We start from the raw sequence: 13,556 nt of genomic DNA, 5'->3' as shown, positions 1-13,556 counted from the left end.
ATCACACTCTCGGATTTTTCCGTGTTTGTTTCGGTTGTACAAAGTCCAATATCATCTTATTCATAAAAACAATCGACAAAAAAAGAAGCGGTTGTGCAAACCGCTTCTTTTTTTGTCGGTACTAACGTCGCTTTTTGCGTTTGCCCTGTCCGCCTGTGCCGCGGTACGAAGGCACGGTAATGGCGCAGATGGTACACAAACGAGTGTCTTTCATCCGGCTGAGCAAACGGGGATCCATTTCATCTTTTAGTTCAGGAGTCGTAATTACAGTTGGCATCTCAGCGTAGTAGCGATAATTGAAAAGTTGATACAATTTTTCCCGCGCCCAGGGAGTCATATTCAATGTGCCCAGGTCATCCAGAATCAGCAACGGCGCTTTGCGCACTTCCTCAAAACGGCGATCCAGGCTGACGGTGCTGCGCGGCCCAAACGTTGCCCGCAAATGATCCATCAGATCAGGTACGACCACGAACATGGGCAAATGATACCCTTTTTCGGCCTGATAGTTGGCAATTGCGGCTGCCAGGTGCGTTTTCCCGCAGCCAAATGGCCCCGTCAGCACCAGCCAGCCGTCCGGGTCTTCGGCGAATTCGCGCGCTTCTTTCAGTGCTTTCTGCAAGCCCTGCGTCTCGCTGGCTTGCAAATTCTCCGCGGCACGCAGTTCAAAAGTTTCGAAGGTAAATTTGTGCAAATTTTCTAGCGGGCCGGACGAATCGTGTGAAGGGCGGCGATAATCAGGAGAGAGAATTCGCAGCGTGCGAACATATTCGGAATCGCTCAGGCGCGAGAGTATGCGCGCTTCAATGTCGGCCAGCAACAGGTTGGTGGTAACTACCATCGGTAATTTGTTAATATAACGGTAATTAATAATCTGGAATAATTTTTCCTGCGCCCAATTGGTGGCGTTTTGCGTGCCAAAATCATCCATGATTAGCAGCGGAATATTACGAATTTCATCGAAACGTTGCTCGAAGGTCGCTTCGGGATCATCATAGGAAAACCGCAAGGAGTCCAGTAAATCGGGCACGGTTATGAACAGCGTGGGAATATCCAATTCCACAACAAAATTGGCAATGGCGGCTGCCAGATGTGTTTTTCCGCAGCCATAACCGCCTTGCAGCACCAGCCATCCATCCATCTTATGTGCGAAACGCTGTGCCGATTCAAAAGCTGCTTCCAATGACTGCGCTTCAATGGCACCCATACCAATCCGACCGTGGGGTTTAAAGTTCTCAAACGTTAGATGTGTCAACTCATCCAGATTGCTCATGGCAAAAAGACGGCTGTGGGCGCGCCGATTCATCCGCGCCTGCCGGCAATCGCAGATGCGCAGTTTGCCAAATTCAGGATGTCCTACCGGAAAATCTTGCTGCAAATAGCCAACACCGCTGCAAACCGGACAATCCGGCTCACCTGGCAAATCGTGCAACCGATATTCTGGCTGGGCTTCAGTCATCTTCCCAGTTGGAATATTCCTGGCGGCTTTCTTCAATGTCTCGTCGATCTTTTCGGACATCATAACCTCTCTCTTGCCAGCGGCGCAAAATGGCCTCAATATAACGCCAGTTGCGCACATTTTTTTCTACGGCAATCCGGATGGCTTCTTCAATCCATTCCGACGGATATTCGTCTTCGGCATCTTTCAGACTCTCGGCCAGCATAGGGGTCAGCACGCCGACATTTCTCTCATAAAGCTGGTAGATATTGGGGCGCTCAGCGGCCAATACGGTGTCAGCGCGGTAACTTTTTTGGGGCTGCCAATCTCCGCGGCGGATGGCGGCGACGGCGGCGCGGCCTTTGGGGGAATTGAGGAAATAAAGCCGTTCTCCCTCGGATGAATCCACCCCGAGGAGCGTGCCACGTTCAAGTGCGCGTTTCAGAGACTCGCTCAGAGTTGACTCAATATCCTCGGGCGTGGCAGCCAACCCCGAGGAAAAACGCTCATCCGCTGCAAAGTCAGATTCCCGCAAATAGGGGAAATCTTCCTCGGAATGGTCCAACTTCCACAGAGCATATAGCGTCACTTTCAACTCCCCCAGATGATTGATCTGCGGCAATAATTCGCCAAAGAAAACATCGGGGAGGGGTGTGACCGGCCCGGCAGAAAAGCCTTTGAAAGTCGTCATTACATTTCTTTGAGGTCGTGCAAACGCGTGACGGCGTTCTCGAATTTCGCCAAATTCTTACGGAAGATCAACTGCACGCTGCCCGTAGGGCCATTTCGATGTTTGGCGACAATTACTTCGGCCACGTTTTGCAATTCGGTATCTTCCTCGTAAACATCGGGGCGATAGATAAACATAACGATGTCGGCATCTTGCTCCAACGACCCGGATTCGCGCAAATCGGAGAGTACGGGATGCTTGTCAGAGCGTTGTTCTACCGCACGCGAGAGCTGCGCCGCGGCCAGCACAGGCACTTGTAATTCACGCGCCAGCACCTTGAGCTGCCGCGAGATATACGAGACTTCTTGCACGCGGTTCTCGGTGCGATTATCGCCCGCCATAAGCTGCAAATAATCAATAATTATCAAATCGAGGCGATACTCCAAATGCAGGCGGCGGCATTTGGTGCGCAATTGCATGGGGGTGATGCCCGGCGTGTCATCGAGGAAAATCTTTGTTCCGCTGAGCACTTCAATCGCATGGGTGAGTGTGCTCCACTCGTCTTTTTCAAGTTTGCCGGTACGCAGGCGCTGCGAATCGATGGCGGTCTCTTGTGACAAAAGACGCTGCACAAGCTGATCGTTACCCATTTCCAGCGAGAAAACGGCAACATGCTTTTTATGGATCAGGGCGGCGTTCTTGGCAACAGAGAGGGCGAAGCCGGTTTTGCCCATGCCCGGCCTCCCGGCCACGATGAGCAAATCGGAGGGTTGCAGACCATTGAGGAGATGATCGAGGTCAATGAAGCCCGTCGGCACCCCGCTGATCTCTTCGTCTTTGGCGGCCAATTCGCCAATATGATCGTAGAACTCGCTCAGCACTTGCTGAATCGGTGCCAGATCGCGGGTCAGGCGGCGTTCACTCACACCGAAAACAGCTTTCTCGGCATCATCCATCACCGCATCGAGGTGGGTATCTTCCTCATAGGCCAGCGTAGCGATCTTGTTGGCAGCTTCCAACATGCGGCGACGCACGGCGGTTTCTTCAACAATGTGGGCATACGCGGTGGCATGCAAGGATGAAGGTACGCTATTAATCAGCGCGGTGATAAAAGCCGGGCCGCCAATTTCGGCCAGTTTACCCTGCTGATCCAAGTCTTCGATAACGGTCAGCGAATCAATCGGGATGCGGTTCTGCTGCAAGCGCGAGAAGGCTTCCCAAATCCAGCGATGACGATGGATATAAAAATCATCGGGCAGCAAAAATTCAGCCACATCGAAATAAGCATCGGGGTTAATTAAAATTGACCCAATGACGGCTTCTTCGGCTTCGCGGCTCTGGGGAACAACTTTTAATCCGGAGCCTGGTTCAGGTTCATAGGTTGGCTGAATACTCATAAGCTAGATTTTACCTGAAAAAAACAGGGGTGCATGGGGCGCTTTGCACCTCATACACCCCTGTTTTTTAGTTTGGTGGAAATTTAGTTTTCGGGGCTTTCGTCCTCGGTATCATCAAGGTTTAACTTGTCGAGGAAATCTTCGAAGATCGAAAGGCGTTCATCATCTTTTTCATCGGCAGATTCAGCCACAATATCGGCATCAGCCGCGTCCATTGCAACGGCATCTTCTTCCGGGGTGATGCCAGCGCTCTCCATGACTTCAAGCGCCACATAAATCGGCACGCCGCTGCGAATCGCCAGGTTCATGGCATCGGAGGGACGGGCATCGATATTCATTTCCTGGTCATGGAGACGGAGTACAATATTGCCATAGAATGTTTCATCGCGCAGGGCAACGACTTCCACACGGGCAATACTGGCATCTAGTTCCTTGACCATCTTTATCATCAGATCGTAAGTCAATGGGCGCGATGCCGCCACATCTTGCAGGGCCATCGTCAGGTGCTCGGCCTCGTAGATGCCAATCCAGATGGCAAGATACCGCTCAACATCTAGCTCACGCAAAATAACGATGCGCTGCTGATTGAGCAAGCTGACACGAATACTATCGATAATAACTTCAACCATTTCGGGCATAGGATTTTCCATTAATGGTGTGCTTTAATTTCGGTTCGCCAGATCACAACAAAAACATTCGTTGCAGCCTACCAAAACTTAACATGTCAGGTAGAAGGCGAATTTCCTTGAGGAAACCCGGGGATTTTATAATGCTGGGTCAGGAAATTTGGTTGAAATTATTCTATCATGCCGTAAGATGGGATGCAACTTAGACGACACTCAATAACGTCTGCCGACGCTCCACGCTCTCACCCACCGCAACCTTGATACGCGAAATGACACCAGCACGCGGCGCTTTGAGTTCGTTCTGCATTTTCATCGATTCGAGAATCAACAGCACATCCCCCTCAGCAATTTCTTGCCCATCGGTTACAGGAATATCAATCACCAAACCGGGCATCGGCGCTTTGAGGTAATACTCCCCGCTTTGGGCTGGGCCGCTGCCAAACGCCGAGCGCAAGCGATGTTCGCGCTCATCTACTACAGCAGCCGAATACAGCGCGCCCCGCAAGAGAACTTCCAGGGCCTCATCACTTTCGTAAATATAAGCCTCATAGGACTTGCCATCCACCAGAAGCGAGAAAACCGGTTGTCCGCTAACCGATTCAAAATCCACCGCATAGCAAACACCATCCACGACTACACGGCGCTCATCCAGAATTTCAACGATATATTCATGGTCATTAATCGTCGTAATATATTTCATCTTCAGGCCTCTTTAGCGGTGGAGGCGCTCCCAGCGCCCTACCCATTTCCAGTTGCTGGTATCGCGCTCGTTGCGCTGAATAACATGCGTTGAACGCTCGGTATCTTGATGCGCAACCAATGTTGCAAATATAGCTGCAATTTCAGGGAGCGGCTTTCTCGCCCGCCCGGATGTCTCCATATCAAAATGCTTCTCGACAAACTGAGTGTCAAATTGACCGGCCATAAAGCGGTGCGAGTCCATCAATTTTTGGTGGAAGGGAATATTTGTGCGTACGCCGACGATTTTATACTCCTCAAGCGCGCGGCGCATGCGCAAAATGGCTTCGGCGCGCGTCTGCCCAAAAACAATCAGCTTGGAAATCAGCGAATCATAATACGGTGAAATTTCAGAGCCGGGAAAAACGCCCGTATCTACCCGCACGCCAGGGCCGGTGGGCAGCAGCAAGTGCGATATTTTGCCCGTCGAAGGCATAAAGTTGCTATATGGGTCTTCAGCGTTCACGCGGCATTCCAGCGCCCAGCCATTCATCTGCACGTCGGCCTGGGTAAAACTCAGCGTGCGCCCGCGGGCAATGCGAATTTGCTCTTTAACAATATCCACCCCGGTGACAGCCTCGGTAATCGGGTGTTCTACCTGCAAACGCGTGTTCATCTCCAGAAAAAAGAAATTTCGATCGCGGTCTACCAAAAATTCAATCGTCCCGGCGTTGACATAATCCACGGCTTGCGCTGCCCGCACGGCCACCTGCCCCATGCGCTGGCGCAGCTCTTCGTCATCGCCAATAAACGGCGAAGGCGATTCTTCAAATAATTTTTGATGACGCCGTTGCAGTGAACACTCGCGTTCGCCCAGATGAACCACATTGCCGTGTTCATCGGCTAAAATCTGAATTTCGATGTGACGCGCCCCCTCGACGAGTTTCTCCAGATAGACATTGCCATCCCCAAAGGCGGATTCGGCCTCCCTCCGGGCGGATTGCAGCAAAACGGGCATCTCCTGCAAATTATGGACTTCGCGCATCCCCTTGCCACCGCCCCCGGCGGTCGCCTTGACCAACAGGGGAAAGCCAATCTCCGGGGCGAGCTTTAGCAGATCGGCATCACTCAACGCGCCATCTCCCTCGGTGCCGGGCACCACCGGAACACCCGCCGCAGACACCGTGGCCCGCGCAATGCCCTTATCGCCCATGGCGGCAATCGCTGAAGGTTTGGGACCAATAAAGGCCAATCCCGCATCCAGCACAGCCTGGGCAAAATCGGCACGCTCGGCCAAAAAGCCATAACCGGGATGAATCGCGCCCGCGCCGCTTTGTGTAGCGATCTCAATGATTTTATCGCCGCGCAAATACGATTCGCGCGAAGGCGCTGGCCCCAGCAAATAAGCTTCACTCGCAAGGCGCACATGCAGCGCATGGCGATCGGCTTCGGAGTATACCGCCACGGTTTCAATGCCCAGCTCGCGGCAGGCTCGAATAATGCGCACGGCAATCTCGCCACGATTGGCTATTAATACTTTGTTGAACATAATGCCTCCAGGGAGGGCGTGATCAGATCATCACCTTCATCCCAAAAATTCCAATAATCGCTCATTAAAAGGCACTGCCCTTTCTTGTGGCAGCATATGATTGGCGCGCGGTGCCAACCAGAGTTGCGCGCCGGGAATTGCGCTGGCAATATCGCGGGCATGTTGCGGGGTAGCGTGCTCATCGTTCTCGCCCTGGATAATCAGGGCCGGGCAACGAATTGCGGCCAATTGCGAACGCATATCCCAATCCGCCGCCGCCGGGGTATGCCAGCCGTTGAACCAGTTCCAGAAAACGGTTTCGTATTTGTCGCCGTGGACAAGCTGCATTCCCTTACGAAAACGCGCATCGTGCTCAAAATTATGTCGGATGCCCTGAATACCCGGTTCCATTTTCGGCTCCAGATAAATATGTGCGGCCATTGTGACCAGAGCGGCCACGCTCTCAGGGTTTTGCGCCGCATAGTAGAGCGCAATTGTGCCGCCATCGCTGTGACCGATGAGGGTTACAGGTTGCACGTTGAAAGTTGAAAGTATCACCTGTAAATCGGCCAAATCTGTCTTAAAACCCGGGGCGTCGAGATGCGTCCGGGCATCCGATTGCCCATAGCCCCAACGGTCGTAGGCAACCACGCGATAACCCGCTGCCGCCAACACAGGAATCTGATTCCGCCAGGCTCGCACTGACCCCAGCCCATGATGCAGTAACACCACAGGCAGCCCATCTACTGGGCCATGTGTTTCAATATGGAGATTGTGGTCGTTGATGAGCATAGCCAAACAACGCTACAGCGGAATACACCCGTGCTTCTTAGGCGGATTGGTATCGCGCTTATTCGCCAGCATCTCCAGGGCGTTGATCAGGCGCGGGCGCGAATCGCTAGGCTCGATGACATCGTCAATATAGCCGCGTGAGGCGGCGACATACGGGTTAGCAAATTTTTCGCGATAATCAGCCACCAATTCAGCTTTGCGAGCAACCGGGTCTTCGGCTTCGGCGAGTTCTTTACGGAAGATAATTTCTACGGCACCCTCCGGCCCCATCACAGCCAGCTCGGCGCTGGGCCAGGCCAGGTTCACATCGCCGCGGATATGTTTGCTACTCATAACATCATAGGCGCCGCCGTAGGCTTTACGCGTAATCAGTGTTAACTTGGGAACCGTGGCCTCGCAGTAGGCATATAGCAATTTGGCTCCTGAGCGAATGATGCCGCTATGTTCCTGATCGGTGCCGGGCAAGAAGCCGGGCACATCCACAAAGGTCAGAATGGGGATATTGAACGAATCGCAGAAACGCACAAAACGCGCCGCTTTCTCCGAAGAATCAATATCCAACACGCCAGCCAGATGCGCGGGCTGATTGGCCACAATGCCAATGCTGTGCCCACCCAAACGCGCAAAGCCGACCACAATATTAGGGGCGTAACCCGGTTGGGTTTCAAAGAACTTGCGATCATCAACTATCAGGTTGATGACTTCCTTGATGTCATAAGGTTTACTGGGATCATCGGGAATAATGCTATCAAGTTCGGCTTCGCGGCGCAGAGGATCATCTTGCGTGGGGACAAATGGCGCGTCTTCCATATTGTTTTGGGGCAAATAACTGAGCAGCTCGCGCACCAAAAAGAGCGCGTCAGCTTCGCTATCGGCGGCCAGGTGGCACACGCCCGAGGTTTCGGCATGCACATCGGCACCGCCCAACTCTTCGAAGGTGACTTCTTCATGCGTCACGGTTTTGACCACATTAGGGCCGGTGATGAACATATAGGATGAACCGCGTACCATGAAGATGAAATCAGTCAGCGCCGGGGAATAGACTGCCCCGCCAGCACATGGTCCCATAATCACGCTAATCTGCGGGATAACGCCTGAGGCCAGCGTATTGCGCAAGAAAATATCGGCATAGCCCCCCAGGGAGACCACACCCTCTTGAATACGCGCCCCACCGGAGTCATTCAGGCCAATCACCGGCGCGCCGCTTTTCATTGCCATATCCATGATTTTGACAATTTTCTCCGCATGAACTTCGCCCAGGCTGCCGCCGAAAACAGTAAAGTCTTGCGCAAAAACATATACCAGCCGGTTATTGATCGTGCCCCAGCCGGTGACGACGCTGTCGGCGAGAATTTTATTGTTATCAAGGCCAAAATCGCTGGTACGGTGCGTGACAAAGGCATCGACTTCGCGAAAAGAGCCTTTATCCAGAAAAAGATCAATGCGCTCGCACGCCGTCAGGCGGCCTTTTTTATGCTGCTGCTCGATGCGTTTTTCCCCACCGCCCAAACGTGCCTGGGCTTTGAGTTCACGCAAACGTTGAGTTTTTGGATTATCTGACATGCAGTACTCCCAAAGAATAAAAAAATGGTAACTACTCAGGCTAACGCCTTCGCAGGGAGAATTCCGAAAAAAGGGGTGTGCGTGGGGGCGTACGCCCCCACGCACACCCCTTTTTTTCGGCCTCTTTCTGTTCGAGGCTGAGTAGTTACAAAAAATGATGAATAAAGCTTTCGCCTTCTACCATTGAAACATAAACCAGTCACCCACAGGTTTCATTTACTAAAAAACATGCGCCCGCGGGGGCTGTATAAAACATAAAAGGCACAGGCCAACCCCATTAGGGTGGCAATCCACTCGAAAGGCGCACGCCAGCCCAGCGCGGGGGTGCGCGCTAACAACAGAGCATCCAACCAGTAGTGTAGCGCGAATCCTGCAAAACCAATCTGCGCGCCAAGCCAAACCCAGCTTTGGCCGCGCCACAAACCCCAAAATATGGCTACACCCACGATCCCCCAAAAAGACGTTCGCAATAGCAGATACCAGACTGGCACCGCTAGCGGCAAGGCTTGCAAGAAATCGCGCTGCCGTTGCGCCCAAAAAAAACCATATATATTTAAAACCGAAAAGCTTAACACCAGCAGGGCAAGCAGGGTTACGGAAAATGGGCGTCTTGACATTTTACGGTAAGGGAACATCGGCAGGTTTTGGCGAGCGATAGGCGTCGCCGCCGCAAATCCAGTTCCAGTCGGCGATGACAATATCTTCAACGGTTTCGTCAGATACGACGGTAACGACTTGCAAATCCTGATCGCAAGAGAGCGGCCATTTTCCGGTGTAGGCCGCGCTGACATAGGGCGTAATATCCACCCCCTGACCATAGGCGACGACATGATAATTACCCGGCGGCAGGATCATTTGAAAATTAGGATGGCGGGTAGGCGTTGTATGCATCCACCAATATGTATCGTCATCCAGATTGAAAAAGACCACCGTAACCCGCATACTCTCTGCGCCTGTGCCCGCTTCAGTCATATAGGGCGGCGCGTCGGCCATATTCACCCAGCCCGAAATCATGCCGGGATTCTGGTCTTCTCCGGCGGCAGGCGGCTGCGCTCCGGGGGCGCGGTAAATCTGCGGTGTTATCCACAGCGAAAAATCATCGGCGGGGTTTCCATCGGCATCACGCACGGCCAGTACAAAACGCACCGATTGCCCGGCCAGCGCGCTGAGATCAACAGCAATATTAACGACACCATCACCAGCCTGATGCGCCCACTCCCACGATCCAGCATGATACTTGCCCGCGGCGTCAAAATACTCCAGGGCATATTTCACGTTGCAGGCAGCATCACCCTGGCAGGCCAGCGCGGCGCGGAACTGGTCGCCGGGCCAAACTTCAAATAGCGGATACATACCAAAAATCGCTGTCCCCCCGCCACCTTGTTGCGGCAGCACAATCAGCGCCGGAACTTCGAGCGCGGTATTACTCTCGGCAAAGGCTAAATGCGTATTGGTGAAATAACCTTGCTCGATTTCATCCAGATTGCTGGGACACGGCGTAATATAGTTGATACTGTTAGCCCATTCGGCATCGCAGACATGGGCAACAAAATCATAGGCCACAGACTCTGGCACGGAAGTCAGGACGGGCGACGCGGGGATCGCGGCGGGTTCCGCTGGTGGTGGCGGAGCTACATCCGTAGGGGTCGGCGTGGCCGAAGGCAACGGCTCGATGGCTTGCGGTGTATCCGAGGGCAACGGCCCGGCAGGCGCGTCAGTTGGCACAGCCGCTTCCGGCGCTGACGCGCTGAGGGTACAAGCCAACGAAATCAATAAAACCAATATGAGTACAAACCAATATTTTTTCATCATGACACCTATTTTTCTTGGGATGGTTTTAAATAGCTCTTTGGGAATCGCCGGAGTTGTCCCCAGATGTCTTGCCCATCACGGTTCCAGATTCAATTCAACACTATTCGACCAGACTTCGGGGTTGCCGTAGGCATTGGTGAATTGCGCTCCACCATCAAGCCCCACGCGGCAGAAGTAACGCCCTGCCGGGAGATTGATCTGCAAATAGCCTTCAGATGCAGCGGTTTCAAATTCGTAGATGGCATCATGCACAACACTGCGCCCGCTCTCACCCAGAGGCGAAAAATTGGAGTCGCTGGTAAAGACCACATTATCAATAAACAGGGCAATAAATTCGGGGGGCGGTGCATCGTAAGGGCGTTCAATGCGCCAATCTTGCATCTCGCTGGAGGTTTCATAGGGGCCAAGACGCTCCCAAACCCACTTGTTGAGCGCCGTTTGCGCGCTATCGGCAAATATTAATTGCTGCGAATCCAGCGACATTTGCGCCGGGGCATTATCGGCGACGCGCTTATAGGAGCGCACCCACACATACACCGCTTCGCCCGCGGCGAATTCGGTGTGATACGTAGCCGCCTGGCTGCCATAGTTATCGACCAGATAACCGCTGCCCTGCCAGCCTTCGACAAAGGCCACATCACGCGCCCAGCCGGGGCCGAGGGTCATATCTTCGCCTTCAACCCAGAGCAGGTTTTGGGGTTCTTGCTCACAGACAACGCGCAATGAATCCACGCTCCCGTTGCTGAGATTCCAGGGCAGGGCGCTGGGATCGGCATCTTCGGCTTCAATGCCCTGGGCGAGTTGCAAACGCACAGGGGTGCAGGCCGGGCTGACAAGTTGCGCGACTTCAAGATGGTAACGCTCGAAAAGATGCCCTTTAGTGAGAACACCGCCGGGATAGCAGTTCAAGAGCGTGGCGCGCATGGCATCCCAGGCGTCACGCTGGGTGGAAGTTTGCGTATCAATGAGAATATCCACCGCGGGCCAGGCGGCGGCATCGGCTGCGAGACGGGGCAAAAAATCATCCAGCGGAACTTGCTCGTAAGCGGCGGCGATTTCATCGGCAGCCAATTCCTGATGCAGATACAATTCGGCGATCTGCCATTCGATGAAAAGCGGATCATTGGCGATCGGCCAGTAGGGCAAATAAAGATGCGCGCCATCCTGTGCGGCATCGAGGGCAAACTCGCCAATTTCGCGGCGGATCTGCCTGTCAGCAGGATCGCCAACCCCATTGAAGTAGAGATAGGCATTATAAAACGGCAACCAGCCCAAAAAGGCGATGACGAGAATCAGGCCCAGGGGGCTGAGATTCGGCTTGAGCAGGCGCGCCAGCTCGCGGACCAGAACGTATCCCCCCAACGCAATCAATGCGTAGACGGCAGGCAATCCCGGATAGTAAACCCGCCCAAAGGGCGAAGCTGTCAGCACCGGTACCGGAATCAGCAGTAAAATCATCCACAACAAAGCCCACCGTGAAACACGCTGGCGCAGCGTGCCGAAGGCGAAAATGATCCCCACGAAGAAAAGCGGCAGCAGCACTGCGTTGAGGATTGGCCCCTGGCGGTTGTAGATGAAATCAAAGCGCGTATCAACAAACCAGCTTTGCACCACCTGGCCGAGATTTTCCCATAAAGTCGGCCACCAGCCTTCGTTCCAGCCTTTTTCTTCAATTTGATAATATCTCAGACGACTGTTGAAATAGGGTAACAGTAACGGCAGCGTGAGCAGCGGCGGCAACAAAAATGCGGCCAGGTTTTGCAACGCTTTTTTCAGCGCCACACGCCCGGCGAAGAATTCGATCACCAACGCCAACAGCATCACGCCGAACACCGGCAACACGGTATCATACGTCAGCAAACCAGCTGCCAGCGCCAGACCGCTGAGGGCAAATAATTGCCAGCGGCCGCGCTGCAAGGCCAACGCCAGTAAGGCCAGCGCCAGAATCGGCCAGAGTTTGACATGGCTCTCGACATTCGCCAGACGACTGGCGCTAATATCCATCACCGAAATGCTTAGAAAAAACGTACCCAGCGCGGCCAGTGGCAGCGGAGCGATCTGCCGTAGCAGCCAGTAGAAGGCCAGCGTGCCCAGAATACTATACAGCACTACCGCTACACGCGCCGAGAAAATACCCACCGCGGCGCGTTGGAACGGGGCTTGCATATAAAAACTGCCCGGCAGGGCATCGCGATGGTATTCCCCGCTCGATTCAGCTTCGCCATCGATCATCAACTCGACAACTTCAAATATCCACTTCGATTCGTCCCCCTCCACACCGTAGGGTATTGAGCGCAGAACGTAAAAACGCGCAAAAGCAGCCAGCGCCACCAATGCCACCAGCAGCCAAATTTCATTTGCGGGCAGCCACGCCGGGCGCTCGCTCAGGTCGACGCGCAGGCGTTGGCGCGCTGAAATCAGCCAATGGATCAGCGCCAGCGCGGCCAAACCATAATAGACCGCCCCCACCGGCAGCATATCGATCCCCAGCAGCCACTGGCCCAGCGCGGCCAGCGTCAGCCCGGCCAGCAGCAAGGCGGCCTGCACGGTTTCGCGCCGCCGCTGCCACAGGCCGCTGGTGAGCGCCAGCAAGCTCAACAAACTGCCGCCCAGCGAAATCGCCAGGCCAATCTGATCGGGATTTTTGCTGATATATTCTTGCTGCCAATGGAAGTTATAAAACGGCCGCCCCGATTGATTTGGGGTAATGTGGACGCTGCCGCCGATGCGCGGCGGTGCGAAAAAGATAAAATAGAGAATTCCGGCAAGCCCGATCAGCGCCAGCCAGCGGCTCCAGGATTGGCTCCAGAGGCGTTGATACCACACCGATGGGGCAGGTTGTTCGGGACTTGCTCCGGGCTGATCCTGTTCATCGGGGGCGCGCCAGCCTCGCAGGCGGCCCGCCAACATCCCCATCCAGACGATGGAGAGCGTGGCGAGGGGTAGTAAGAGCATCGAGAGAGATAAATTTTCCATAAACAGTATTCACATCAGAGACATAATGGGAGAGATTTCAACATAAAGCCGCGCAGTTTTTAACTCGTCGGGCGAAAGT

General features: G+C 53.9%; 11 protein-coding genes. All 11 read right to left on the bottom strand.

What is annotated here, in order from left to right; all coding sequences use genetic code 11:
- Positions 1–121: 121 nt before the first annotated feature.
- On the bottom strand, positions 122–838 hold the full coding sequence (locus tag HN413_11090) for an ATP-binding protein (GenBank protein MBT3390941.1): 717 nt from the start codon (positions 836–838) through the stop codon (positions 122–124).
- Positions 839–1,448: 610 nt separating this feature from the next.
- Entirely contained in the window at positions 1,449–2,126 is a 678-nt protein-coding gene (locus HN413_11085; protein MBT3390940.1) for a DnaD domain protein, read from the bottom strand.
- Positions 2,126–3,502, bottom strand: coding sequence for a replicative DNA helicase (gene dnaB / locus HN413_11080; GenBank protein ID MBT3390939.1), 1,377 nt, complete (start codon positions 3,500–3,502; stop codon positions 2,126–2,128). The genes HN413_11085 and dnaB overlap by 1 nt, the downstream gene beginning before the upstream one ends.
- Before the next feature lie 83 nt (positions 3,503–3,585).
- Positions 3,586–4,140: a bifunctional nuclease family protein gene (locus HN413_11075; GenBank protein ID MBT3390938.1), complete on the bottom strand. Its 555-nt coding sequence runs from the start codon at positions 4,138–4,140 to the stop codon at positions 3,586–3,588.
- A 190-nt stretch (positions 4,141–4,330) separates the two neighbouring features.
- Positions 4,331–4,828: a biotin/lipoyl-binding protein gene (locus HN413_11070; protein ID MBT3390937.1), complete on the bottom strand. Its 498-nt coding sequence runs from the start codon at positions 4,826–4,828 to the stop codon at positions 4,331–4,333.
- Positions 4,829–4,840: 12 nt separating this feature from the next.
- Positions 4,841–6,355, bottom strand: a complete 1,515-nt coding sequence (accC, locus tag HN413_11065) for an acetyl-CoA carboxylase biotin carboxylase subunit (protein MBT3390936.1) — start codon at positions 6,353–6,355, stop codon at positions 4,841–4,843.
- 36 nt (positions 6,356–6,391) lie between these two features.
- Positions 6,392–7,132 (bottom strand): alpha/beta hydrolase, encoded by a 741-nt coding sequence (locus HN413_11060; protein MBT3390935.1) that lies wholly within the window; start codon positions 7,130–7,132, stop codon positions 6,392–6,394.
- A 6-nt stretch (positions 7,133–7,138) separates the two neighbouring features.
- Complete coding sequence (locus tag HN413_11055; protein ID MBT3390934.1) at positions 7,139–8,689, bottom strand: acyl-CoA carboxylase subunit beta; 1,551 nt, start codon at positions 8,687–8,689, stop codon at positions 7,139–7,141.
- A 212-nt stretch (positions 8,690–8,901) separates the two neighbouring features.
- The gene (locus HN413_11050; protein ID MBT3390933.1) at positions 8,902–9,306 is read right to left on the bottom strand and encodes a hypothetical protein; all 405 of its coding nucleotides are present in this window, start codon (positions 9,304–9,306) and stop codon (positions 8,902–8,904) included.
- Position 9,307: 1 nt separating this feature from the next.
- Entirely contained in the window at positions 9,308–10,501 is a 1,194-nt protein-coding gene (locus HN413_11045) for a hypothetical protein (protein MBT3390932.1), read from the bottom strand.
- Positions 10,502–10,576: 75 nt separating this feature from the next.
- A complete protein-coding gene (locus HN413_11040) occupies positions 10,577–13,477 on the bottom strand; it encodes a hypothetical protein (protein MBT3390931.1) in 2,901 nt (966 codons plus the stop codon).
- Between the last annotated feature and the right edge of the window lie 79 nt (positions 13,478–13,556).

It is taken from the genome of Chloroflexota bacterium (assembly GCA_018648225.1).
Lineage (GTDB): Bacteria > Chloroflexota > Anaerolineae > Anaerolineales > UBA11858 > NIOZ-UU35.
The sequence above is the reverse complement of the archived record's forward strand: the minus strand, read 5'-3'. Positions and strand labels throughout refer to the sequence as shown.